This window comes from Streptomyces sp. NPDC086549, assembly GCF_044746205.1.
Lineage (GTDB): Bacteria > Actinomycetota > Actinomycetes > Streptomycetales > Streptomycetaceae > Streptomyces.
This window is the reverse complement of sequence record NZ_JBIVBS010000003.1, coordinates 239,947-262,602: the sequence shown is the minus strand read 5'-3', so window position 1 is coordinate 262,602 and position 22,656 is coordinate 239,947. Positions and strand designations below refer to the sequence as shown.

Here is a 22,656-nt window from a genome sequence, read left to right as displayed (position 1 = left end):
CACCACCGGCAGCGACCGTCCCCTTCGGCTTGGTGCAGAGAAGCACCTGGTGGGGGTGGGGGGTGGTGTGGTCACCACGGTGCAAAAGTCCGGCCTGGCGCTCGGGGTGGCGACGCTGGGCACGTTGTTCGTCGGGCTCGAGAAGACCGGCGTCGGGACCGCCTTCGTGGTGTCGCTCGTGGTCCAGGCCGCGATCATGCTCGCGATCGCGGGCGGCTCGCTCACCCTGCCCCACCTGCATGCGCGGCAAGGGGAGACCGGGGTTGCGGTCCACGTGTGATCGCCCGCGGACCGCAGGAGTGGCGTGGCCATAACGGGTTGATCCGCCTCCGCGGCTGATCGTCGGGCACGCGCCGCTGACCAGGGGCGAACGGCGAGACGGTGGCCGATGCCGCTCTGGCCGGTCTGCTGATCCGCGGGGGACTGACCCGACGACCGGGCCGGCCGAGCGCGGGGCTGGCTCAGCCGGCGTCGGCGACCAGCCTGGTCAGCCGCTCGACGGTGTGCGGGTCCGCAGGGAGCAGCACCTGCAGCCGGGTCGTCGAGCCGGGCGCGACCCAGGTGTTGGAGACAGTGAAGGTCATTCGACCGATCGCCGGGTTGTCGATCTGGCGCAGCACACCGGCGTCGACACCGCGGACGGAGTGCCGGTCCCACAGTTCGGCGAACTCCGACGACTCCGCGCGCAGCCGCGAAACCAGCGCCTTCCATCGGCCGTCGTCGACGTGCTCGGCCATGGCGACGCGCAGGTTCGCAACCTGGCGAGCCGCGGCCTGCTCCCAGTCGACGATGCGCTCGCGCCAGCGAGGCTCGGTGAAGGTGAGCCAGACGCAGTTGCGCTGTGCGATCGGCACCTCGTCGAGGTCGGTGATCAGCAGGCGCATCGCGCTGTTGTAGGCGAGCAGGTCGAACTTGCCGTTCTGGACGCAGGCGGGGTAGGGGTCGAGCTTGTCCAGCACGGCGTGCAACTCGGCGCTCACGGCGTTGCACTCCGTGACCACGGCGTCGTCCGCGGCACCGGCGAGCCGGTAGAGGTGGTGGCGCTCGTCGTGGTCCAGGCGCAGTGTGCGGGCGAGTGCGTTGAGTACCTGCGGCGAGGGGCGTACGTCGCGGGCCTGCTCCAGGGCCGTGTACCAGGTGACGCTCATCCCGGCGTGCTGGGCGATCTCCTCCCTGCGCAGACCGGGGGTGCGCCGCCGAGTGATCGCCGCGATACCGAGCTCGCTCGGCGACATGCGCTCGCGTCGGCTGCGCAGGAAGGCGGCGAGCTCTCGGCGCCGGGCAGACGCGCCGTCGGAGTCGCCGCGGCTCTCAAGATCGCTCGCGTTGCCGGAACCGGGCGACGGGGCGACCGGCTCCTCGGGCCGCGGCACGGTGTACACAACCATCAGGAACCTCCGGGGGCCAGCCAGCCCCCACTCAGTCTGGAAACTAGCATCAGCGGTGACTTGATACCACTCTTAAGACCGGAAACGATACGGCCATCGGCCCTGTGCACCCTGCCCTGAAGGAGCCCTCCTACCGTGTCCGCCGTTACGTCCCCCTCGCCGCATCCCGCCGACGCACGCCACCTGCTCGTGATCGGTGCCGGCCCCGGCATCGGCGTCGCCACCGCCCGTCGCTTCGCCCGTGACGGCTACCGGGTGACCCTGGCCGCCCGGCACCGGGACAAGCTTGAGGAGCTCGCCGCCGACCTGCACCCAACCAGGGCCGAGGTGGCCGTCGTGCGCGTCGACGCGGCCGACCCCGGGCAGCTGCGCGAGGCGTTGAGCTCGCTCTACGCGGCCCCGAACCCGCCCGGCGTCGTGTTGTACAACGTTGCCCAGCTGACGCCCGACGACCTCCTGTCGGCCGCGCCCGAGGACCTGCTGGGCGCCTACACCGTCGACGTCGTCGGCGGGGTGGTGGCCGCCCAGGTCGCGGTGCCGGCCATGCGAGCCGCCGGCGGCGGCACGTTGCTGTTCACCGGTGGTGGTCTGGCCGACCAGCCGCACCCGAGCCTCGCCACGTTGTCCCTGGGCAAGCTGGGGCTGCGCGGGGTCGCGAGCCTGCTGGGCACCCAGCTGGCCGACGACGGCATTCGGGTCCTCACCCTCACGGTGAACGGGATGGTCGAGCCGGGCACCCCGTTCGACCCCGAGCACATCGCCGAGCGGTACCGGCGGGCGATCGACGAGGCCAAGCCGGGTTTCGTCGACGAGCACTTCAACGGGGCCTGAGCCGACTCCATCCGGACCAGAGGAGCAACACGCGTTGGACAGCTCGACGGCAAGGTCGCCTTCATCACCGGCTGCGGCCCGTGGCCAGGGCCGCAGCCATACGGTCCGGCTCGCCGAGGAAGGCGCGGACATCATCGCCATCGATCTCGCGGACCAGATCGACACCATCTACTACCCGATGTCCAGGCCGGAGGTCCTCGCCGGGACGGCCCGCCAGGTCGAGGCGTTCGGCCGTAGCGCCCTTGGCGGGGCACGGTCAGGCAAGCAGCTGCATCACTGCCTGTCAGATGCCGATCTGGTCATAGCCGTTGTCTCCGCATCACTTGCGGGTGCCGCCCGAGTTCCCGGGAGGGCGAAGGCACGTGCGCTCAGTTGGTGGTGTCGAGGAAGTCGGCCGAGGCGCGTACCCCGCCGGCCGCGTGAAGGCTCTCTGAGCCTGCCCTGGCCGCCGTCGGCGGATCACTGCTGGTCAGGGATATCCGTTGTTTTCAGTGATTACTACTGGCAGGCTGGGACGTCCCGTCGCGCCTTGAGTCGGCGGTGCGGAAGGCGGCCGCGGGCCCGCCGACCAACACAATCGTAGCGAGCGAACCACAGTGCGGGACATCATTGAGTTTGAACATCCGGGCGCTGTGCAGCAAACGATCACGAGTGACAATCACGACCGCCGACCAGCCCGATCACACCGACCGAACCCAGGCCGCCCCATCCCACCTGCGAAATCAGGATGAAAAACCTCAATGTGAGCTCGAGCGCTGATGAGGTCCAGCCTTATCCCATCCGGCTGGTGAACTGGTTCATGTCGAAATAGTCGCGCCAGGCGTTGATCTTGCCGTCAGTGACCTCGAAGGTTCCCATGACCGGCAGTTCGAACGATTTGTCAGGGAGCTTGAAGACGTCCACCCGCTCGGTCATCACGATCGGTCCGTTGGCTGCGATGTTGATGACGCGGAACTCGATGTGCTCAATGCCTGGCGGGCCAGGGCGGATGAACGAGGTGATGGTGTTGGCGATGGCCTCCCGGCCGGTGATCGGCGCCAGCGGGATGTTGTGGTAAATGGCGTCGTCGGTGAAAAATGCTGCCAGTTCGGCGGCCCCAGTGTTGTCCGACCACGCCGCGCAAAACCTGCGCACTACCTCGATTGGGCTCTCCATCTGGCTCCTCCCGCGGTTGATCTGAACAGTGCACTGCGATAGGCCGCTAAGCGGTGAGGATGAGCTTTTCGTGCGCTGTGCCCACTTCGAGGAGGGCGTGCGCCTGCGCGGCGTCCCGCATCGGCAGCAGCCGCTGGGCACGCAGGCGGAGTTGCCCGGAAGCGAGTAGTGGCATGGTCTGCTCGACCGCGTCGGGAGCGCGGTCCGGGGTGGGGGCGGAGAGGGCGACGCCGAAGTCGGCCGCGTGCTCGTCCGCGAGGGTGATCACGCGCGCGGGGCCGCCCGCGAGTTCGACAGCGTCGCGCAGACCGCCCTTGCCTCCGGCGTCGAAGACGGCGTCCACCTTGCCGACGTGCGCGCGCATCTGCGCAAGGAGCGCCGATCCGTAGCGGACCGGGATCGCGCCGAGATCCTTGGCGAACTGCTCGTCGCTCGGGCCGGTGGCGCTAAAGACTGTGAGGCCCTGGGATACGGCCAGCTGGGTGGCGATCACGCCGACTGAGCCTCCGCCGCCGAGGACGAGCAGGGTCTCGCCGGAGGTGACGCCGAGTTGGCGCAGGACGCCGACGGCGGCTTCGGCCGAGGCGGGCAGCGCTGCGGCGTCGGCCCAGCTGACGGTGGCCGGTTTGACGGTCCAGGCCGAGGCGAGGGCGTATTCGCCGTACCCGCCGAGCGTGGGCAGCTGGGCGGCGACCTCGTCACCCAGCGACACGCCAGTGACGCCCGGTCCGAGGGCGTCGACGGTGCCGGCGGCCTCGAAGCCGAGAACGGCGGGGTTGGGCAGCGGGAAGACCTCTCGGAGGTCGCCGCGCCGGATCTTCAGGTCGGTCGGGCCGACTCCCGCTGCGTGTACGCGCATCCTGATCTGGCCAGGTCCGGGTGCGGGCAGGGCGACTTCCGACCACACGAGCGTCTCGGGCGATCCGTATCCGGTGAGCACTGCTGCGTACGGCACGGGTACCTCCTGCTCCTGGCGGTCCGCGCGAGATGATAGGGGAGCGGCACGCCTCGACGGTGGTGCTAGACAGAAAGCATAGGTGACATGTCACGCAATGCCAACGGCGGCGCGCCGGTGCCCGAGGGCGGGTGGCTCGACGGCGAACAGCAACGAGCCTGGCTGGCGTACATCCGGGTTCAGCTGCGGCTGACCTACGAGATGAATCGCCAGCTGCAGTCCGACAGCGACCTGTCCCTGCCGGATTACGACGCCCTGACGGCCCTGAGCGTCGCCGACGGGGGCCTGATGCCGATCACGGTGCTGGCCGCGCAGATCGGCTGGGAGCGCAGCAGGGTCTCGCACCACGTGCGGCGGATGGCCAAGCGGGAACTGGTGAACTGCAGCCTGTCTGCGAACGACCGGCGCGTGACCGAGGTGAGTCTGACCCAACACGGCCGGAAGGTGCTCGAGGCCGCGGCTCTGGGACACGTGGAACTCGTGCGTCGCCTGTTCTTCGACGGCTTGCCGCGCGAGCTTGTCGGGCCGCTCAGCCAGGCGCTGGAGAGCGTCTACGCGAACATAATCGCGCAGGGCACCCTGCCGCCGCCGGTGGACTGGCGCCCGCCCGGGGCGAGTGACCGGCGGCGGGCGCCGGGCTTGACTTAGGGCGCGTATCGAGTCGTGATCAATTTGCGGGATGTGCCTTCGTGGCACGGTCCGGTCCGATAGACGGTCTTACGTGACGCGAGTGCAACTGACCGATCCGGATTGGGAGTTCATCGAGCCGTACCTGCCGATCGGCGAGTACGGCCCGTACCCCGAGCGACTGCGGCAGCAGTTCGAGGGCGTGATCTGGCGGTTCACGACGGGCGGGCAATGGCGGGAGATGCCGACGGAGTTCGGCGCCTGGTCGACCGTCCACAACCGCTTCCGGCAGTGGCGTGACGCCGGCGTCTTCGAGGCCCTGCTGGAGGGCCTGATCACGGAAGCCGCGAAGCGGGGTGAGGTGGACCTGTCCCTGGTCAGCATCGACTCCACCACCGCCCGAGCCCACCACGACGCGGCCGGGATGCACCTCGACGAGGACGTCGTCACCGCCCTGGAGAAAGCCGCGGCCGAGGAGGAGAAGGCCAGGTCAAAGGGGGCGGCCTCGAAGAGCAAAACGGGCATGAGACCGAAAGTGATCCCGCGCTGGAAGAACGACGACGCATCCGGCGTCGGCGGAAACTCCGGCTGAAGGCCGCCCTCCTCGGACGTTCCAGAGGCGGGCAGACCAGCAAGGTCCACCTCGCCGCCGACCGCAAGTGCCGCCCGCTGGCGTTCATCCTGACCACAGGCCAGGCAGCGGACAGCCCGCAGTTCATCCCCGCCCTGAAGAAGGTACGGGTACGCGGGCCCGTCGGCCGACCCCGCATCCGGCCGGACGCGGTCGCCGGGGACAAGGCGTACTCGTCCCGCGGAAACCGCGCCCACCTGCGCAAACGCCGTATCAAGGCGGTCATCCCGGAGAAGAAGGACCAGGCCGCCAACCGGAAGGAGAAGGGCTCCAGAGGTGGCCGACCCGTCAGCCACGACGCCGATCTCTACAAGGAGCGGAACACCGTCGAACGCCTGATCGACAAGCTCAAAGCATGGCGAGGCATCGCCACCCGATACGACAAGACTCCCGACAGCTACCTCGCCGGTCTCCACCTGCGCGCCTCGATGACCTGGGTCAAGGACCTCACCAGGATCACCCGATGATCACGACTCGATATGCCCCTAGGTGACGCGCTGAGGTGCCGGACGCCAAGGGCGGGCAGGAGTTGAGTCAACGGTCAACCAGCCGTGGACGCGGGGCTTCACCCGTGGATTCCGCGTCGGTGTCGTCGGTGCCGACCGGGCCGCGGGGAAGCATCCGGTCTAGCCACTTCGGCAGCCACCAGTTGGTCCGGCCGAGGAGTGTCATGGTCGCCGGTACCAGCACCATGCGTACGACCGTGGCGTCGATGAAGATCGCGGTGGCCAGGCCGAGCCCGAACATTTTGGTGGAGGGGTCCTCGGCGACGGCGAAGGACAGGAAGACCGCCACCATGATGAGGGCGGCCGAGGTGATGATCCGGGCGGTGCGCGAGACGCCCTCAACGATCGCCGTGCCGTTGTCGCCGGTGCGCAGGTACTCCTCGCGTACGCGGGAGAGGAGGAACACCTCGTAGTCCATCGACAGGCCGAACAGGATGGCGAAGAGGAACATCGGGATGAACGACACGATCGGAACCGTCGCTTCCAGCCCGATGAGTGCGGCTCCCCAGCCCCACTGGAAGACCGCGACCATGATGCCGTAGGCCGCGCCGATGCTCAGCAGATTCAGCAGTACAGCCTTGAGCGGTACGAGTATCGAGCGGAAGACCAGCATCAGCAGCAGGAACGACATCGCCAGCACGGCGGCGACGAACACCGGCAGGCGTTGGCTGGTGCGTTGGCCCACATCGGACAGGCTCGCGGCGGCGCCGCCGACGTGGGCCCTGGCCGGGCCGTGCCCGATCGCCGTGGGCAGCACGTCGGTGCGCAGCCGGGCGATGGTGTCGGCCGTGGCCTTGTCCTGAGGGCTGGTGGTCGGGAACACCACGAGGGTCGCGATGCCGGTGGCCCGATCGATGTGCGTCGGCGCGACGGATGCGATGCCCGGATCCGCCGCGACCGTTGCGACGAGTCGGTCCAGCACTCCCGGATCACCGGTGGGGTCCGCGGCGATGACGAGGGGACCGTTGGTGCCCGGGCCGAACCCCTCGGCGACGAGGTCGTAGGCCCGGCGCTCGGTACGGTTGTGGGGCAGTGAGCCGTCGTCGGGCAGGCCGACGCGCAGGCCGAGCACGGGCAGCGTCGCGGTCAGCAGCAGCCCCGCCGCGCCGACCGCGTACGGCACCGGGTGCTGGCTGACGTGCCCGATCCAGCGACGCCACCCGGCGGCGTGGGCGGCGCCTGCCGCCGGGTCCCGCCGCCGTGCGAGTCGGCCCAGCTTCCTGGTCTGCAGAGCCCGGCCGATCCGGCCGGCCCGGGCCAGGCGTGGGCCGGCGGCGCCGAGGAAGGCCGGCAGCAGCGTCACCGACGCGAGCACCATCGTCAGGACGACGATCGAGACGGCAACCCCGCCCACCGTCATGAACGGCACGTTCGCGACCGCCAGGCCGAGGATCGACACGACGACGGTGCCGCCGGCGAAGACCACCGGCCGCCCCGCCGTGGCCACCGCTCGTCCGGCCGCCTCGTGCGGATCGAGCCCGCGCGCGAGGTACTCCCGGTGCCTGGCGAGCACGAACAGCGCGTAGTCGATGCCCACTCCGAGCCCGACCATGCTGCCCAGGACCGGTGCGAAGGTGGGGACCTCTGTCACCCCCGCCAGTACCGTCATCGTGGCGACCCCGACGGTCAGCCCGAAGACCGCCATGCCGATCGGCAGCGCGGCGGCGACGAGCGAACCGAACGCCAGGAACAGGATCGCGGCCGCGGCGAGGAGGCCGATCAGCTCGCTCGCGCCGCCGTCGGGGTCGGAGAAGACGTAGAAGAGGTTCCCGCCCATCTCGATGCGCAGCGGCAGCTCGGCGCGCAGCCGGTCGCCGAGATCGACGAGGGCGTCGAGGTCTTCGGCCGACAGCCGGCTCTGGTCGGGGTACTGCACCCGGACGACCGCGATCCGCCCGTCGGCCGAAACGAGGCCGCCGCGCACGGCGGTGTCCCCGCCCGTGTCGAGCGCCCCCGCCGGGTCGCTCGTGCCGAGCACGTGCGGCAGCCGCTTCACCTCGGCCCGCAGCCGCGTGAGAGCGGTGCGCGCGCCGTCGTCGTCGAAGAACGTCGCACCGTCGTCGAGGGGGGTGACGACCACTTGGGCGGTCATCCCCTCCTGGCCGGTGCCTGCCCGCTCGATCAGTTCCGCGGCCCGTCGGGAGTCCAGTCCCGGAGCGGTCATCGAGTCCGCGGTACGCCCGCCGAAGGCGACGGCGGCGAGGACGGCGAGCGTGGCGGCGATCAGCCATGCCGCGATCACCCGCCAGGGATGGCGGGCGGCGCTTGCGCCCAGGCGCAACAGGGCTTTCGAGAGCATCGGGTCCTCCAACCACCTCGTCGGCCGTCCTTGTACGGCCGCCGATGCCGAGGCTCGTCGCCACGGCGCTCCGCGGCATCGGCCCGCGGGCCGCGGATCCGTCGGCCCCGGGGCGGAGTGACGACCCGTCCTTTCGGCCGATGCGCGGCACGCCGCGGTCCCTAGGCTGAGAACCGTGCTCCGAGACGACCTGCGAACCCTGTGGACCGAACCCCGGCCGCCCGACGCGCCCGCCCGGGTGCGGCGGGACTGGGCGCTGCTCGCCGCGGGCCTTGCCGGTGTGGCGCTGGAGGCCACCCTGCGCGAGAACGTCGTGTGGCGGCCGGTGGCGGTGGTGTTCGCCGTATGGTTGTGCCTGCTGCCCCTGTGGCGCCGGACCCGCCCGCTGGCGATGGTGACGCTGGCGTTCGGCTCGGTGATCCTGCTTCCGGTGGCCTCGCTCGTCGCCGCACCGCGCGAGCCCGTCGGCCTGTACACCGGCGCGGTCGTGCTCGTGCTGGTGTACGCGCTGCCCCGGTGGGGATCGGGACGCGAGATCGTGCTGGGCGGCGCGGTGATCCTCGCGGCCGGCGCGCTGTGTGTCGTCACGGACGAGACCCCGGTCGTCGAAAAGGTCGTGGGCTTCGTCTTCCTGCTGCTGCCCGGCGTGGTCGGGGCTGCCGTGCGGTTCCGGGCGACCGCTCGCGAGCGGCAGTTGGAGCAGGTGCGCTCCCGCGAGCGCGAGCAGCTCGCCCGGGAACTGCACGACACGGTGGCCCACCACGTGTCGGCCATGGTGATCACCGCCCAGGCGGGCCGGGTGCTCGCGGGCACCGACCCGTCCGCCGCCGTCGAGGCGCTGGAGGGGGTCGAGGAAGAAGGGGCGCGCACGCTGGAGGAAATGCGCGCCATGGTCGCCGCGCTGCGCGACCGCGGGGTCGGCGCCGAGCTGGCGCCCCCTGCCGGAGTCGCGGATCTGGAGCGCCTTGTGCGCACCCCGGGTGGTCGCCTCAGGGTCGACCTGGGGCTCGACGGCGAACTGGACGCGCTGCCCCCGGCCGTGGACGCGGCCGTCTACCGGATCGTGCAGGAGTCGGTGACCAACGCGCTGCGCCATGCGGTCGACGCGACCGAGCTCGTCGTCCGGGTCGCCGCCGAACGGCACACGGTACGGGTGAGCGTGCGCGACAACGGCCGGCGCACCGGCCGGGGTCGCGACGGATACGGACTTACCGGACTGCGCGAGCGCGCGACCCTGCTCGGCGGCACACTACGAGCCGGCCCAGGTACCGACCGGGGCTGGCATGTCGAAGCCGAACTGCCGAGAGCGAGGAGCGAGAGCGGTGTCCATTCGCGTCCTCGTCGCTGACGACCAGACGATCATCCGCACCGGGCTGCGGATCATGCTGAACGCCCAGCCCGGCATCGAGGTGGTCGGCGAGGCCGCCGACGGACGGGAAGCGGTACGTCTGGCCCGCGAACTACACCCCGACGTCTGCCTGTTCGACATCCGCATGCCCGTACTCGACGGGCTCGAGGCCACCCGGCTGATCGCCGGCCCGGGCGTCGCCGACCCGCTGGCCGTGGTCGTCATCACCACGTTCGACCTCGACGAGTACGTCTACGGCTCACTGCGTGCCGGCGCCCGCGGATTCCTCCTCAAGGACACGGGACCGGACCTTCTGGCGCAGGCCGTACGGTCGGCGTCCGACGGTGAGGCGCTCATCGCGCCCAGCGTCACCGTCCGTCTGCTCCAGGCATTCGCGGACCTGCCCGCCGGCCGGCCCGTGGCCCAGCCGGTCTCCCCCGTCACCGCCCGCGAGGAGCAGGTGCTCCTCGCCGTCGCTCGCGGGCTGACCAACACCGAGATCGCCGATGCACTGCACATCAGCCTCAGCACGGTGAAGACGCATCTGGCCAGCCTGATGGCCAAACTCGGCGCCCGCAACCGGGTCGAGATCGCGATGTGGGCCTACGAAACGCGCCGTATCCTCCCCGGAACCTGAGCCGGGTGCCGGGCCATGTCCCATGAGTCCCCGCCCGGACATCAGTGCACCGGTCGGCTCACGTCGGCTCCACGTGCCTCACCCGCCCCAGAGCGTGACGTACCAGGAGGCCGGAACTGGGACGGTGAGACACCCGATACGACAAGACTCCCGACAGCTACCTCGCCAGTCTCCACCTGCACGCCTCGATGATCTGGATCAAAGACCTCACCAGGACCACCCGATGATCACGACTCGATACGCGCCCTAGAGACCACCCGATAGATCACGCGACAGACGATCAATCCTGGCGATCACAACCTCCTACCAACGTGAGTACCTCACATGAGTGCCATACCAGCTACTTCTGTCACGCGCCGTCGCCGACGCCGACCCGGCCCTTGCCGACGAAATCCTCGACAGCGCGCGCACCGACCTGCACAGCCGCACCGGCGCCGCGTAAGGCCGCGATAGGTGGTCTTCTCGCAGTGTTTCATCCGTGAATGGGCGATGGGTGTGGACGTCAGGATCCGTCGGTGCTTCCACCGCCCAGCGTTTCGAGGCCGGAGCGAATGCCCTCGGGCGCCTCGGTTGAGCTGGTCCTCAGCGGGGGCTTCGGCGTCTCACCGGATTACTGCCCGGCGTCGACCAGTTCCTTGTCCCTGACTGCGGCGTCGAACAGCGCCGCGGCTGCCGCGCGGGCGGTCGTCGCCGCGGACGGATCCCGGTCCATCCGCGCCGAAACCCCCGCACCGTCGTACAGAAGGTGCAGCTGCCGCGCCAAGCCCTCGGCGTCGGTGACGCCGGCCTCCCGCGCCAGCTCCGTGAACATGGTCCGCACCCACAGCCGGTACCGGTCCGCGGCACACTCGACGGGGCCGCCGTGCCGCGCCTCCGCGCTGGCCGTCATGTGCGCACAGCCGTTGAAGTCGGGTTCGGTGAACAGCTGGCCTTGCGCGTCGAAGACTCCGAGCAAGCGCTCGCGTGGCGTCCGGAACCGGGTCAGGGCGCGTTCGACCTGGTCACGGGTGTTGGCGTGGCGGGCGTCGAGGTATGCCTGGACCAGTTCTTCTTTGCTGCCGAACAGGTTGTAGAGGGATGCCTTGGCCACGCCGGCCTTCTGCACGATGCGGTCGATGCCAACGCTCTGCACGCCCTCGCTGTAGAACAGCTCGTCGGCGGCGGCCAGCAGACGTTCACGCACGGACGGCTTCGAGGCGTTGGCCTTGGTGGGCATGGTGACTTCCTTCTTTCAGACTGGCGGTCCAGTTTACGGCTCCGCGCGGGGACTCATTCGCCTCCTACCCCGTCCAACAAAGCCAGACAGACCTGTCTTCCCTCGCTGACGAGCAGAGGCGGTCACCGTGCTGCGGTGACCGCCTCTGCTCTGCCGGCCTTCTGCCTTGCCGCCGTGTCCTAGCGGTCGAGGAAGAGCTTGGTATGGGTGACGAACCGCTCGGGGTACTGAAAGTGGGCGCCGTGATTGGCGTCCGGGTAGAGGATCAGCTCGGCGTCCGGGAGGAACTGCTGAAGGATGTACGAGTTGATCGTGGGGATGATGATGTCGTCGGTGCCGTTGACCACCAGGACCGGGATCCTGATGTTCTTCAGGACCGAGTACGCGGGGTCCTTCGTGGCGCCGTAAGCGTGGATGGCGGTGCCCTGGCCGGCGTAGACCTGCTCGCCGAACGCAGAGGCGTCGCGCTCCTTGCGGGCCACGATCCGCTCGACGTACGCGCGGCCCAGCTTCTGGCTGGTCTCGGTCGGGGCGAACAGGACCGGCAGCCACATGTCTTCCTGCCGGGGCAGCGTGACGGTGAACAGTGCGGCGGTCTCCGCCGGCGTCTCGCCGATGCCCACGCCGCCGCGCGGGCCGGTGCCGACCAGCACGAGCTTGCGGGCCAGGTCGGGGCGCTGGATGACGACCTGCTGGGCGACCAGGCCGCCCATAGAGTGGCCGACCAGGTCCACGCTCGTCAGCCCGAGGGCGTCGATGAAGATGCCCGCGTCGGTGGCCATCTGCTCGATGGTGTCCGGGACGACGCCGCTGGTCGAGGCCACTCCGGTGTTGTTGAACAGGATGACCTCGCGGTCGGCGGCGAATCCGTCGCTGATCGCCGGGTCGTGGTCGTCGAGGTTGCCGATGAAGTGCTGGAAGAACACGACCGGTGTCCGACCGGCGGCTGTGTCGCCGAAGCGCCGGTAGGCGAAACGGATGCCGCCGACCTCGACGAACTGGGTCGGAGCGGTGTCGTGGATGTGATCGGGCACGGTGGCGCTTCTCCTTGGATCAGCGTGGGGAGGTGAGGTGGTGAGCCAGGCAGCGGTTTCGGCGGCCGCACGTTGTGGCCGTCCGGGTGCACAGGGAAGGTCTGCACCCGGAGCGGATCAGTTGGCGGTGTGGCCGCCGTCGACGTTGAGGATGTGGCCGGTGATGTACGACGCGTCGTCCGATGCGATGAACACGATCGCGGCGGCAAGCTCCTCAGGGAGCCCGAGGCGATCGAGCGGGACCTCGCTCACCAGGGCTGCCTTGTTCTGCGGTGTGCCGGTGAAGCGGGTCAGCATGCCGGTGTCCGTGGGGCCGGGGGCCACGCCGTTGACGCGGATTCCCGAGGCTGCGACCTCCAGGGCCACCGACTTGGTGATGCCTTCGACGGCGTGTTTGCTGCCGACGTAGACGGAGGCCCCGGCCGCGCCCTCGTGCCCGTAGGTCGAGGAGATGTTGACGATGCTGCCGCTGCCCTGTTCCTGCATGACGCGGACCTGGTGCTTCATGCTCAGGAGCACGCCCAGGACGTTCGTGTCGAACGTCGCGTTGTACGTTTCCGCGCTCTGGTCGGTGATCGGGCTGGGCCGGCCCTCGGTGCCGGCGTTGTTCACCGCGATATCCAGACGGCCGAAACGGGTGACGGTCTCGTCGACCATGGCGCGTACGTCGTCCTCGTTGCGGACGTCGGCGTTGATGAACTCGGCCCACGAGCCGGCCGCGCGCAGTTCCTCGACCAGGGCCTTGCCGGCCTCATCGCGGCGTCCGGTGACGACCACGTTCGCGCCCTGCTTGGCGAAGGCGACGGCGGCGGCACGGCCGATGCCCGTGAGGGCACCGGTGATCAATACGACGGGGTTGTCCATTGCCTTGCTCGGTTTCTGTAGCGGTGGGGGTCACACGGCGGTGCGTCCGCCGTCGACGGGGATGACGGCGCCGGTGATGTAGCCGGCGGCCGGCGAGGCCAGGAACGCGATGACGTCTCCGATCTCCTCGGCCTCTGCCGTGCGGGCCAGGAGTGTGGTCTTGCCCAGGGCCGTGAGGTTCTCCCTGGAGGAGCCGCCGGTGTAGACCGGTCCGGGGGCGACGGTGATGACCCGCACACCCCGCGGGCTGTACTCGGCGGCCCAGGAACGGGTCAGCGAGGTGAGCGCGGCCTTGGTGGCGCTGTAGGCGGCACCGCCCGGCAGGCCGACCTGCCCGGCCATGCTGCCCAGGTTGATCACGACGCCGTCGCCGCGCTCGGCCATCGCCGGTGCGATGGCGGCCGTGAGGTAGTAGGCGCTGCGCACGTTGGCGTCGAACAGCGCGTCGTAGGTGTCGGGCTCCAGGTCGGCGGTGGGGCCGAACCAGGAGAACCCGGCGTTGTTGACGAGAACGTCGATGTCCCCGGCCGTGGCCGCAAGCTGCCTGACGGCACCGACATCGGCGAGGTCGGCGGCGAGGAACTCGGCGCTGCCGCCTGCGCTCTCGATCTCCTTGACCACTGCGGCTCCGCGCTCGGCGTCGCGTCCGTGGACCAGGACCTTGAATCCGTCCCGGGCGAGCTTCAGCGCTGCGGCCCGGCCGATGCCAGACGTCGCGCCGGTCACCAGGGCTGTCTGCGTCTCGGACATGATCGCAACTCCTCTAGCTTTGGTTAGACCGGTCTGTCTTCTTTCGCTATCCAGCTAAACAGGTCGGTCTAGTCTCGTCAACTCGGCAAGGTCGTCAAGGCATCTCATCTGTTGTTTTTGACAGCTGGATAGCCCGCTTCTACGGTTAGAGAACGAGTGAACAGACTGGTCTAATCACTCTTCAACACAGGGAGCAGCACATGAGTAGCGCCTTCTTCGGCGTGTCGTTCGACGCCACCGACGCCGTACGCGCGGCGCAGTTCTGGGCCGCGGTTCTGGAGCGCGTAGTCGCCGACGGGGCGGATGAGCACGACGCCGTGGTGGAGGCCGGTGATCCCGGCAGCGGACCGCGGCTGGCCTTCCACAAGGTGCCCGAGGCCAAGAGCGTCAAGAACCGGTTCCACCCGGATCTGATCACCAGGGACTACGAGGGCGAGAGCGAGCGTCTGCTCGCTCTCGGGGCTACCAAGCTCCACGAAGTCGTGCGCGGCGGCGCCCGGTGGACCACGTTCGCCGACATCGAGGGCAACGAGTTCGACCTCATCGCCGGCTAGACCACCCACCACCAGGAACTGAGGAGAAGACCATGACGACGACACCGGAACCCAAGATCCCCGGTCCCGACCATCCGATCACCATCGAGCCCACCGGCGTGCGCGTCGTGGCGCGCGCCGGCGGACAGATCGTCGCCGACACCACCCGGGCCCTGACCCTGCGCGAGGCCAACTACCCGCCCGTCCAGTACATCCCGCTCGACGACGTCGACCAGTCGCTGCTCACATCCAGCGCCACCCAGACGTACTGCCCCTACAAGGGCGACGCGTCCTACTACGGCATCGCCCTTCCCGGAGGCGGGCTCACCGACGCGGTGTGGTCCTACCGCGAGCCGTACGACTTTGTCGCAGCCATCGCCGGCCACGTCGCCTTCTACACCGACCAGGTGGACATCCAGGTAGGCGCCTGACAGCCGCGGGAGGAGGCCGCGGGCCTCCTCCCGCCTGGCCGGCGCTCCCACCACCCCAACCAGCGAGACGAGCAGCTCCCGCCAATCACGGCACACCGTCGCAACCCACCACACGCAGAGCCCCCATCGGCAGACCGGCCGGGCTTCGTCGTGCTGTCAGCTGTCACAGCCCCTATGAGCGGGGTCCTGGCTGTAGCTGTCCGACCAGGTGGAAGACCTCGCGGGCAGCCTCACGGCTCCCCACTTCCTGGCCTACTTCAGCAGATCGCGGTATCCCGCAGAGCGTCGACGACAAGTCTGCGGGGCAGGCGGCGTACTGGACATGGTCGAACTGGACATGCCCGTCCCCCTTCCGGTCCGATGGCGCGTCACGTTGCCGGTACCGGGCCGCATCGGGCGGTCAGAATCGTGAGGACGCCACAACTGATCGGCAGGCCCCTATCGGGACACGCCCCGCCGGCCCGGCACCGACAACGCACCATCCCCGGCCAACGGCCGACACCGTGAGACCAGGACACTTCGGTCAGGCGTGTCATGAGTCAGACCCCGGACCCGGGACAGCACCCACCCATCCTCCCGCCCGTCACAGCATCCCCACCCAGAAATACTGAGCATTACGGGCACCGGCATGTGGATCTCACCCGGCCCACGACGATGGGCTGTACTCTCCACTGCTTCCGGAGCTTCTACGCCTCACCGTTCGAAGCCGCCGCGGCCCCGGTCAGGAGCAGAGTCACCAACCGCGTGAGCCGGGGCGAACTCGGAGGCCACCTCGCCACATGGGGCTGCCCACCATGACCACCCCGTCCGTCCGACCGGCCCGGGACGGCCGGATACAGTGCGCGCGACGGCATCCTGGTTGTTCAAGGAGGGGAAGCGTGACCGACACCAGCGAAACCCGATCCGCCGACAGTGCAGCGCACGCGACTCAGCAGAGCCGACTGCACCGCCTGATGCGCTACCTCCCCCTGATCGCCCCCGTCCTGCTGTGGACCGTGCCCTGCTGGCTGCTGCTGCACACCGGTCAGCACTGGCCGCTCCCTGTCACGCTCGCCGGCACCGCCCTGTTCGTCCTCGGCCTGATCGGTATGCCGCTCGCGATGGTGCGCGGCCACGGCCGACGCCAGCAGGACTGGGCGGCGATCGTCGGAGACACCCTGCTGGGCGCCATCTGGACCCTGTTCACCTGGTCCGTCGTGCTCGGCGTCCCGCTGCGGCTCGCCCTGACCGTGACCGGCGTCGGCGAAGGCCAGGACCGGGCCCGGATCGTCACCTGGGCGGTCCTCGGCGCAGCCACCGTGCTGCTCACCTGGGGGTACGCCGAGGCCCGCCGAGTACCACGGGTACGCCGCCTGGACGTGCAACTTCCGCGCCTGGGGGCCGGGTTGGACGGCACGCGTGTCGTCCTCATCACCGACACCCACTACGGCCCGCTCGACCGCGCCCACTGGTCGGCACGGGTCTGCGAGACGGTCAACACGCTGAAGGCCGACCTGGTCTGCCACACCGGAGACATCGCGGACGGCACGGCCGAACGCCGCCGCGCCCAGGCCGCCCCACTCGGCACCGTGCAGGCCACCCGGGCCCGGGTCTACGTCACCGGGAACCACGAGTACTACAGCGAGGCCCAGGGCTGGGTCGACCTGATGGACGAGCTGGGCTGGGAGCCACTGCGCAACCGTCATCTGCTGCTCGAACGCGGCGGCGACACCCTCGTGGTCGCCGGCGTGGATGACGTCACGGCCGAGTCCTCCGGCCTCGCCGGCCACGGCGCCCACCTCGCCGGAGCCCTGCACGGCGCCGACCCCGACCACCCCGTCCTGCTCCTGGCACACCAGCCCAAGTTCGTCGACCGGGCGGCAGCCGACGGCGTCGACCTCCAGCTCTCCGGCCACACCCACGGCGGCCAGATCTGGCCCTTCCACCACCTGGTCCGCATCGACCAGCCCGCCCTCGCCGGCCTCAGCCGCCACGGCACCCGCACCCTCCTCTACACCAGCCGTGGCACCGGCTTCTGGGGCCCGCCCTTCCGCGTCTTCGCCCCGAGCGAGATCACCCTGCTCGTACTCCGCTCCCCGCAGCGGCCCCCCACGCCGTAGCGCTGGGCGGGCCGGCGGTTCCGCCTGGAGATGCTGCAGTGCGCCGGCACCCCGAAGAAGGGCTACGCATCCTGCAACGCCCTGCGCGTCACCAGCGGCACCACCGCCTTCCAGGAAGAGCAGGCGGCGAAGAAGGGCATCGCACCCCAGACCGTCCGGCCGAACGCCGCCGCGGACTCCCCCACCGGCTACGGCCCCAGCGACCTGCAGTCGGCCTACGGCCTGACCTCCGCCGCCTCCGCCAGCGGCTCCGGCAGGACCATCGCCATCGTCGACGCCTACGACGACCCGAACGCCGAGTAGGACCTGGCCAACACCCACGACAGTCAGACTCTGATGCCCCTGTCCGGAGCCTCCCGCCGATCCGCTCCACCGCGGGCCGCACCGACGCCGGTCGGCCAAGCTCCACGGGGCAAGAGCTGTGACTACTTCCACTTGCGCTGATGGCTGCACTGGCAAGGCATCACCCCCTACAGCGCTGACGGTGGACTGTGGCCACTTCGTCTCGCAGATCAGGGTTGTGTGAACTACGTATTTACGCGGCCGACCTCGATCGTGTGTGGAGCGAGCCGAGGTGTACGCGATTTCGATGGCCCTGGGAGTGCCGGAGGCGAGGGAGTCGCCGGGAGAGGCCGCCGGCGCAGGCGATCCCCCCGCCAGGGCAGAGACGACGGCACACACGGAGCGCGCGGCGTCCAGCGGCTCCTGCATGCCGACCACCATGCAGGCATAGCCGGTGCCCTGCGAACCGGCACCGCGTCATTCCGAAGGAATGCGAAACTCGAATTCGGGACGGTCCCACGGCACGGCGGGCGGGTTCGCGAACGCGGTCCCGGTCCGCACCGCACCGACGCGGTGGTAGAAGTCCTCAGAGGGACGATGCGACACGACCTTGACACGGTCGAGCCCGGCGGCACGGGCCTCGGACTGCATGTGCGCCACGAGCAGCCGTCCAATACCCCGTCCTTGCACGTCGTCGGCGACGAACAGCAGGTCGAGCTCCGGTGGAGCGAGGACGAGCGAGTAGAACCCGAGGACCCGGCCTCCATGCTCGTCGGCGCCGACGGCCACAAAGGCGCGGTGGGCCTCGATGTAATCAGGACCGACCCGGTAGCCCGCGACTGCGGCCGCGTACTTACCCTCGTAGGCGCCTGAGCCACGCACGAGCCGCGTGAGCCGTTTGGCATCCCGGGCGACGGCCCTCCGTATCGTGATCGGCTGGCTGATCGGGGAAGTGCGTGAACTCATCGGGAGAGTATTTCGCACCGGGGAGTGCCTTCCTGCGGCGGGTCGGCTGCTCGGGCAGGCGTTCCTGCACCGCTCCCGGGAACCACTCGTGCGAGCGCAACCGATCTCACGCCGAAGCCGCGCCGGAGCGCTTCGGTGCGGCTTCGGCGTCTCACGGCTCCGCGCGGAGGTCCCCGTCGGAACGGTTTCTGGCGGGCCTCGCCGTATCACCCGCTATCACAGAAGCCCCTATGGCAGGGCCTGCAGCAAGGCGGAGCACTCGTGCCCCGAGGGCCGGAACGCCCCAGGTCACGTAGCACCCCCGTGGGTTATCAGATCAGCGGAGAGATGTGGGCTCCGCAACGAAGCGGACAAGTCTCTCGCCGGCACCGCGGGGCAGGCCGACGACCGTCGTCTCCGGCAAGGTCGTGATCACGGCTCGCAGCCTCGCGCCGGTGATCGCGGCGTGAGCACCCTCGCGGCCCAGGCCATCGGCACCAGGCGGCTGGACCTGCTGCCGCTGCACGTCGCGCATGCCGAGGAGATGGCCACGGTGCTGTCCGATCCGGGCCATGGGAAGCCCATGAGGTGGTGGTCAGTCAACCTCCGCCCTTGCGACCAGCGCATCGAGCGCCGTACGCAGCGCGGCCAGTTCGGCGGGGGTGGGATCGGCCGGTTGGTGCGGCACAGCCCGGCGGACGGGTCAGGTCCCTGCCAAGGCCCAGGTGGTGAGTCAGATCGCCCATGCCGTCGTGCGCGAAGCGGACGTCCCAACCGGGCCATGTCCGGGCCAGTACGGCGCGGGCGGCGAGGTGGTCGGCCCAGCTGTCCGCGAAGGCAAACCAGAGCAGGATCCGGCGGTCGTGGTCGACAAGTGCAGCGCCCTCGCACCACACGTCGTCGAGCCATCGGTCGATCTCCCGGTTGGCGCGGAAGCAGCGTGTCGCCGCGGCCGGACCGGGCAGCAGATCGTCAACCACCCGGTTGGCGGCCCAGTGCGAGTAGTACCGCTGCCAGGCGCGTTTCTCGACCACCACGTACTGCGCTCGTGCTCCCATGACCGGCGAGGCCAGCGCCGCTGGGCGACGGGCGACGAACGCCTTTCAGGCGACCAGCTCGGGCTGGTCGCCGGCGACTCGGTGAGCGCCTTGCTGGTGGCCTCCTGGCCGGCCGGGCCTCGTACTGTGTGAGCGCAGCACACGTCCGTCGAGGATAGTCGAGTTCCACGAGATGAAGCAGAGCAAGCGCCGAATTCAGCTCGCCCACAACTCTTGACTATGGCTCCCCCTAGAACCACTCGCCATGGCGTATTTCCACGCGCGATACGCCCTTTCCCTTACCAATGGAACTCGGCTTGAGACCCCACCCTGCTGCTTGCATGTGCCTGGGTCAGCCCCTCGCCCGGTTCGTGCTCCAGGTCGCCTGCCCCACTCTGCTGCGGCGACTGCCCGGCCTGCGGCTGGCCGTCCCGCTGGCTGACGTCCCGTTCCGGCACGACAAACTCGCCTACGGCGTCCACGAGTTGCCTGTCACCTGGTGACGGCGTCAGCTCCATCCTGAGATGGCGTACGGACCGGGGCGCCGGATGGACGGCCCTGGAACGGGCGCCCCGGCGCCCCGAACCAAGACGGGAGAGGGCTCAGGGGCGTGGCGCGAAGTGGACCAGGATCCGGCCCGTGTTGGCCGTGTCGATCTCCACGCGGTCGTACAGCTTCCTGATGTGCTTCTGGCCGAGGAACGCGAGGACGCGCCCCTTGAGCTGCCCAGTGCCCTTTCCGTGAATGATCTGCACGACGGGCTCCCCCGTGCGTTTCGCCTGGAAGACGATCTGCCGCAGCGAGAGTTCGATGTCGCGGTTGTTCCGGAAGATCGGGTGCAAATCCAATGTCAGCAAGGTGCTACCTCCCGCTGCCGCCACCTGTGACGACCCGGTCCGAGTGTGTCATGCGACACCCTGCCAGGACCCCGACCTGGGCAGGTCCGAACGGATCGCACCGAGTTCGGACCGGTCAACTCCACCAGTCGACCCATCCACTTCTATCCACGATTGCCGGATACATCCCTCCGGGACGACGAGTCCGAAAGGCCGGTGTACCGGATGACAGCGTCCCCTGTGGAGATGAGGATCTCGGCGAGTTCGGGGCGCTGGGTGCACTTCGCCCGCAGCGGACCGGCTCGGAAAACCTGCCCGCCCGCCAACGCTTGCCGGACGTGCCCAGTCTTCCTCAGACGCCCGCATCCAGTCGAGTTGACTGCGGGCACGCCGAGCGGAAGCTCCGCACCGGTCTTCAGGCCGCAGACACCCGCGGCGACCGCCTCCCTCAGCCAACCGAGGAACAGATCGACAGGCTCAGCCGGGGCGCCGGCGGGATCGAAGTCCGCCAGCGGTCCCGCGAACACCTCCAGACTCCGCAGCCACTCCCGCACACTCACGGGATCCCCGGCACCGTCGTCCACGCCCACCGCGCCGCCACGCTCGCCGGAAGCGGGGGCATCCGTGGCGCCGGGCGCTCCGTTCGTGCGCTCCAGACAGACCCACGCCCGGATTCCCGAGCGCAGGGTCACCCAGACGCGGGCGTAATCGTCGACCTCATAGGCGTCCGTCGCGGCCAATTCGGCATCACTGATCGCGAAAACCTGCCCCTCGACGGCGTCCTCCAGGTCCGGCGAGACGACGGCCAGCGGATGACGGTCGGTGCCGCTGGCCTTGATCACGGCGGGATCGGTGATCTGGATGGTCGTCATGCGGTGGCCCGGCAGGGCGTCCGGGCTGCCGTCGAGCAGGCGGCCGAACTGGGAGATCTGGACCTCGGGCAGTTGCAGGGTGCCGTAGGAGAAAGGGTGGTGGACGGTCTGAGCGGGCACGGTCGGATCATTCACGGCGTGCAGTCTCCTTCACTGGGTGCCTCTTTCATCGGGCTTCACTGGGCGAGTGGACACGGCAGGGCCGCTCACGCTGTCCGGGCGCAGTCCGCGGCCAGTCGCAGGCTCTCGGCGACCGCGTGGGGGATGTCGAGGACCGGGAACAGCGTGTGCCGTACGGTCCGTTCGACGTCGACGATCAGGATCAGGCGTTTGTGGCGCGGTCGGCCTGCGCCACGGAACATCGGCAGCCGCAGGGCAGCTGCCAGCTGGTGGGCGGCGTCGGAGAGGAGGGGGTACGGGACCTCCTCGGAGCGGGCAAACTCCGCCTGCTCGTGGGGGAGTTGGGTGCTCGCCCCGCGTACATCCACCCCCGCCCGCCGGAAGTCGGGCCAGGCGTCTCGGAAAATCCGGTTCTCCAGCGTGCAGCCGACAGCTCCGGGGATCGGCGGCTCACCCCATGTACATCTACGGCGACCGCGACGCCGTCCCCGCCTTCCCCGGCACACCCGAAGTCATCGAGAGCCTCCCCAACCTCATGCCCAAGCTGTGGCGCAATCCCCTCAAGCTGGCCGGCTGCGGGCACTGGACTCAGCAGGAACGCCCGGACGAGGTGAACGTGGCGCTCATCAAATTCCTGAGGGCCTGCACCTGAGCCTGGCCTGCCGAATCGTCGAACCTGCCAGGTTCTGAGGAGAGCATGGCCGCGGTCTACCGCGACGTCCCCACCACCGACACCACCGCGCTGCCCAGCACTGACAACAACTGATCTCTCTCAGCACACGACGGGACACCACCACGCGCCGTGCGCCAGTTGCCGGAGCCGGCCTTCCGGGTACACACCTGGCAGCAGATGCCAACCCTGCCCGCAGACCCGCTGGTGCGGGTGCTGCGCATCCTGCACCCACTCTTCGAACACCTCTCCCGGCCGCGATCCGCGCCGCGTCCCTCCCACGTCCCGCAGTCAGTCAACCGCCGCTCAAGCGGCTCGCATGCCCTGCCGCTCAGGCGCCCCCGCGGCCCGTCACCTCTCAGGCGCTGCAGGGAGCCTCCCACCGCTTTGTCGTCCGCCAAGCGCCGCTCCAGAGGCCGGATCGCCACGCCCGCCGTCAGCGCCAGGCAGCCCACGACCACCCACGGCAGCACCCGGTTCACGCCGTACAGGAAGCCGAACAGGCCGGGCGTCACCATGTCCGCCGTCGCGAACGAGTACTGGAACGCCACCAGACAGGTCCCTCGCGCCCCCTCCGCGGACAGCGCGTT

General features: G+C 69.6%; 22 protein-coding genes and 4 pseudogenes. 12 read left to right on the top strand and 14 right to left on the bottom strand.

Features of this window, described 5'->3' with window-relative positions; all coding sequences use genetic code 11:
* Positions 1-67: 67 nt before the first annotated feature.
* Positions 68-280 (top strand): hypothetical protein, encoded by a 213-nt coding sequence (locus ACIPSA_RS12180; RefSeq protein WP_402632419.1) that lies wholly within the window; start codon positions 68-70, stop codon positions 278-280.
* A 181-nt stretch (positions 281-461) separates the two neighbouring features.
* Here ACIPSA_RS12180 and ACIPSA_RS12175 read toward each other — a convergent pair whose 3' ends face one another.
* Complete coding sequence (locus ACIPSA_RS12175) at positions 462-1,388, bottom strand: helix-turn-helix transcriptional regulator (RefSeq protein WP_402632416.1); 927 nt, start codon at positions 1,386-1,388, stop codon at positions 462-464.
* 135 nt (positions 1,389-1,523) lie between these two features.
* Here ACIPSA_RS12175 and ACIPSA_RS12170 point away from each other — a divergent pair, with 135 nt between their 5' ends.
* The gene (locus ACIPSA_RS12170) at positions 1,524-2,219 is read left to right on the top strand and encodes an SDR family NAD(P)-dependent oxidoreductase (RefSeq protein ID WP_402632413.1); all 696 of its coding nucleotides are present in this window, start codon (positions 1,524-1,526) and stop codon (positions 2,217-2,219) included.
* A 771-nt stretch (positions 2,220-2,990) separates the two neighbouring features.
* Here ACIPSA_RS12170 and ACIPSA_RS12165 read toward each other — a convergent pair.
* Complete coding sequence (locus ACIPSA_RS12165) at positions 2,991-3,374, bottom strand: limonene-1,2-epoxide hydrolase family protein (protein WP_143656877.1); 384 nt, start codon at positions 3,372-3,374, stop codon at positions 2,991-2,993.
* Positions 3,375-3,420: 46 nt separating this feature from the next.
* On the bottom strand, positions 3,421-4,329 hold the full coding sequence (locus ACIPSA_RS12160) for an alcohol dehydrogenase catalytic domain-containing protein (RefSeq protein WP_402632409.1): 909 nt from the start codon (positions 4,327-4,329) through the stop codon (positions 3,421-3,423).
* An 87-nt stretch (positions 4,330-4,416) separates the two neighbouring features.
* On the opposite strand from ACIPSA_RS12160, the gene ACIPSA_RS12155 reads away from it, so the two are divergent.
* Entirely contained in the window at positions 4,417-4,977 is a 561-nt protein-coding gene (locus ACIPSA_RS12155) for a MarR family winged helix-turn-helix transcriptional regulator (RefSeq protein WP_402632406.1), read from the top strand.
* A 73-nt stretch (positions 4,978-5,050) separates the two neighbouring features.
* Positions 5,051-6,054, top strand: a pseudogene (locus ACIPSA_RS12150) (IS5 family transposase).
* Positions 6,055-6,121: 67 nt separating this feature from the next.
* Here the strand turns inward: ACIPSA_RS12150 and ACIPSA_RS12145 are convergent.
* Complete coding sequence (locus tag ACIPSA_RS12145; RefSeq protein ID WP_402632403.1) at positions 6,122-8,392, bottom strand: MMPL family transporter; 2,271 nt, start codon at positions 8,390-8,392, stop codon at positions 6,122-6,124.
* A 175-nt stretch (positions 8,393-8,567) separates the two neighbouring features.
* Here ACIPSA_RS12145 and ACIPSA_RS12140 point away from each other — a divergent pair, with 175 nt between their 5' ends.
* Both ACIPSA_RS12140 and ACIPSA_RS12135 read left to right on the top strand, forming a co-directional pair.
* Positions 8,568-9,740, top strand: coding sequence for a sensor histidine kinase (locus ACIPSA_RS12140; RefSeq protein ID WP_402632400.1), 1,173 nt, complete (start codon positions 8,568-8,570; stop codon positions 9,738-9,740).
* On the top strand, positions 9,715-10,377 hold the full coding sequence (locus ACIPSA_RS12135) for a response regulator (protein ID WP_402632397.1): 663 nt from the start codon (positions 9,715-9,717) through the stop codon (positions 10,375-10,377). The genes ACIPSA_RS12140 and ACIPSA_RS12135 overlap by 26 nt, the downstream gene beginning before the upstream one ends.
* Before the next feature lie 610 nt (positions 10,378-10,987).
* Here the strand turns inward: ACIPSA_RS12135 and ACIPSA_RS12130 are convergent.
* The 4 genes from ACIPSA_RS12130 to ACIPSA_RS12115 form a co-directional block, all read right to left on the bottom strand.
* Positions 10,988-11,593 carry a TetR/AcrR family transcriptional regulator gene (locus ACIPSA_RS12130; RefSeq protein WP_402632394.1) on the bottom strand — a complete coding sequence of 202 codons (606 nt, stop codon included), beginning with the start codon at positions 11,591-11,593 and terminating at the stop codon, positions 10,988-10,990.
* Between the two features lie 179 nt (positions 11,594-11,772).
* A complete protein-coding gene (locus ACIPSA_RS12125) occupies positions 11,773-12,627 on the bottom strand; it encodes an alpha/beta fold hydrolase (protein WP_402632391.1) in 855 nt (284 codons plus the stop codon).
* A 117-nt stretch (positions 12,628-12,744) separates the two neighbouring features.
* Positions 12,745-13,491 (bottom strand): SDR family NAD(P)-dependent oxidoreductase, encoded by a 747-nt coding sequence (locus ACIPSA_RS12120; protein ID WP_402632388.1) that lies wholly within the window; start codon positions 13,489-13,491, stop codon positions 12,745-12,747.
* 30 nt (positions 13,492-13,521) lie between these two features.
* Entirely contained in the window at positions 13,522-14,241 is a 720-nt protein-coding gene (locus tag ACIPSA_RS12115) for an SDR family NAD(P)-dependent oxidoreductase (protein ID WP_402632385.1), read from the bottom strand.
* A 200-nt stretch (positions 14,242-14,441) separates the two neighbouring features.
* On the opposite strand from ACIPSA_RS12115, the gene ACIPSA_RS12110 reads away from it, so the two are divergent.
* The 4 genes and pseudogenes from ACIPSA_RS12110 to ACIPSA_RS12095 form a co-directional block, all read left to right on the top strand.
* Complete coding sequence (locus ACIPSA_RS12110) at positions 14,442-14,795, top strand: VOC family protein (protein ID WP_402632382.1); 354 nt, start codon at positions 14,442-14,444, stop codon at positions 14,793-14,795.
* A 32-nt stretch (positions 14,796-14,827) separates the two neighbouring features.
* Positions 14,828-15,205, top strand: coding sequence for a DUF427 domain-containing protein (locus ACIPSA_RS12105; protein ID WP_402632379.1), 378 nt, complete (start codon positions 14,828-14,830; stop codon positions 15,203-15,205).
* An 878-nt stretch (positions 15,206-16,083) separates the two neighbouring features.
* Complete coding sequence (locus ACIPSA_RS12100; protein WP_402632376.1) at positions 16,084-17,304, top strand: metallophosphoesterase; 1,221 nt, start codon at positions 16,084-16,086, stop codon at positions 17,302-17,304.
* A 30-nt stretch (positions 17,305-17,334) separates the two neighbouring features.
* A pseudogene (locus tag ACIPSA_RS12095) lies at positions 17,335-17,601 on the top strand (peptidase S8); the annotation flags it as partial.
* A 462-nt stretch (positions 17,602-18,063) separates the two neighbouring features.
* On the opposite strand, the gene ACIPSA_RS12090 reads toward ACIPSA_RS12095, so the two are convergent.
* From ACIPSA_RS12090 to ACIPSA_RS12080, 3 genes are all read right to left on the bottom strand, one after another.
* Positions 18,064-18,552: a GNAT family N-acetyltransferase gene (locus ACIPSA_RS12090; protein WP_402632373.1), complete on the bottom strand. Its 489-nt coding sequence runs from the start codon at positions 18,550-18,552 to the stop codon at positions 18,064-18,066.
* A gap of 316 nt (positions 18,553-18,868) precedes the next feature.
* Complete coding sequence (locus tag ACIPSA_RS12085) at positions 18,869-19,105, bottom strand: hypothetical protein (RefSeq protein WP_402632370.1); 237 nt, start codon at positions 19,103-19,105, stop codon at positions 18,869-18,871.
* A gap of 25 nt (positions 19,106-19,130) precedes the next feature.
* A complete protein-coding gene (locus ACIPSA_RS12080; RefSeq protein WP_402632367.1) occupies positions 19,131-19,589 on the bottom strand; it encodes a hypothetical protein in 459 nt (152 codons plus the stop codon).
* Positions 19,590-19,909: 320 nt separating this feature from the next.
* Here ACIPSA_RS12080 and ACIPSA_RS12075 point away from each other — a divergent pair, with 320 nt between their 5' ends.
* Positions 19,910-20,071 (top strand): hypothetical protein, encoded by a 162-nt coding sequence (locus ACIPSA_RS12075; RefSeq protein ID WP_402632364.1) that lies wholly within the window; start codon positions 19,910-19,912, stop codon positions 20,069-20,071.
* Between the two features lie 99 nt (positions 20,072-20,170).
* Here ACIPSA_RS12075 and ACIPSA_RS12070 read toward each other — a convergent pair whose 3' ends face one another.
* The 3 genes and pseudogenes from ACIPSA_RS12070 to ACIPSA_RS12060 form a co-directional block, all read right to left on the bottom strand.
* Positions 20,171-20,425 carry a Smr/MutS family protein gene (locus ACIPSA_RS12070; protein WP_153293251.1) on the bottom strand — a complete coding sequence of 85 codons (255 nt, stop codon included), beginning with the start codon at positions 20,423-20,425 and terminating at the stop codon, positions 20,171-20,173.
* A 143-nt stretch (positions 20,426-20,568) separates the two neighbouring features.
* Positions 20,569-21,411, bottom strand: a complete 843-nt coding sequence (locus tag ACIPSA_RS12065) for a gamma-glutamylcyclotransferase (protein ID WP_402632359.1) — start codon at positions 21,409-21,411, stop codon at positions 20,569-20,571.
* 71 nt (positions 21,412-21,482) lie between these two features.
* Positions 21,483-21,845, bottom strand: a pseudogene (locus tag ACIPSA_RS12060) (redoxin domain-containing protein); the annotation flags it as partial.
* Positions 21,846-21,853: 8 nt separating this feature from the next.
* Here ACIPSA_RS12060 and ACIPSA_RS12055 point away from each other — a divergent pair.
* Positions 21,854-22,048 (top strand): annotated as a pseudogene (locus ACIPSA_RS12055) (alpha/beta fold hydrolase); the annotation flags it as partial.
* Between the last annotated feature and the right edge of the window lie 608 nt (positions 22,049-22,656).

What these genes read in the sequence shown, in the direction of transcription:
- ACIPSA_RS12175 (WP_402632416.1), bottom strand. Translation starts at nt 1,388, where the DNA reads ATGGTTGTGTACACCGTGCCGCGGCCCGAGGAGCCGGTCGCCCCGTCG.
- ACIPSA_RS12165 (WP_143656877.1), bottom strand. Translation starts at nt 3,374, where the DNA reads ATGGAGAGCCCAATCGAGGTAGTGCGCAGGTTTTGCGCGGCGTGGTCG.
- ACIPSA_RS12155 (WP_402632406.1), top strand. Translation starts at nt 4,417, where the DNA reads ATGTCACGCAATGCCAACGGCGGCGCGCCGGTGCCCGAGGGCGGGTGG.
- ACIPSA_RS12145 (WP_402632403.1), bottom strand. Translation starts at nt 8,392, where the DNA reads ATGCTCTCGAAAGCCCTGTTGCGCCTGGGCGCAAGCGCCGCCCGCCAT.
- ACIPSA_RS12130 (WP_402632394.1), bottom strand. Translation starts at nt 11,593, where the DNA reads ATGCCCACCAAGGCCAACGCCTCGAAGCCGTCCGTGCGTGAACGTCTG.
- ACIPSA_RS12120 (WP_402632388.1), bottom strand. Translation starts at nt 13,491, where the DNA reads ATGGACAACCCCGTCGTATTGATCACCGGTGCCCTCACGGGCATCGGC.
- ACIPSA_RS12115 (WP_402632385.1), bottom strand. Translation starts at nt 14,241, where the DNA reads ATGTCCGAGACGCAGACAGCCCTGGTGACCGGCGCGACGTCTGGCATC.
- ACIPSA_RS12110 (WP_402632382.1), top strand. Translation starts at nt 14,442, where the DNA reads ATGAGTAGCGCCTTCTTCGGCGTGTCGTTCGACGCCACCGACGCCGTA.
- ACIPSA_RS12105 (WP_402632379.1), top strand. Translation starts at nt 14,828, where the DNA reads ATGACGACGACACCGGAACCCAAGATCCCCGGTCCCGACCATCCGATC.
- ACIPSA_RS12090 (WP_402632373.1), bottom strand. Translation starts at nt 18,552, where the DNA reads ATGAGTTCACGCACTTCCCCGATCAGCCAGCCGATCACGATACGGAGG.
- ACIPSA_RS12085 (WP_402632370.1), bottom strand. Translation starts at nt 19,105, where the DNA reads ATGGCCCGGATCGGACAGCACCGTGGCCATCTCCTCGGCATGCGCGAC.
- ACIPSA_RS12080 (WP_402632367.1), bottom strand. Translation starts at nt 19,589, where the DNA reads ATGGGAGCACGAGCGCAGTACGTGGTGGTCGAGAAACGCGCCTGGCAG.
- ACIPSA_RS12075 (WP_402632364.1), top strand. Translation starts at nt 19,910, where the DNA reads ATGTGCCTGGGTCAGCCCCTCGCCCGGTTCGTGCTCCAGGTCGCCTGC.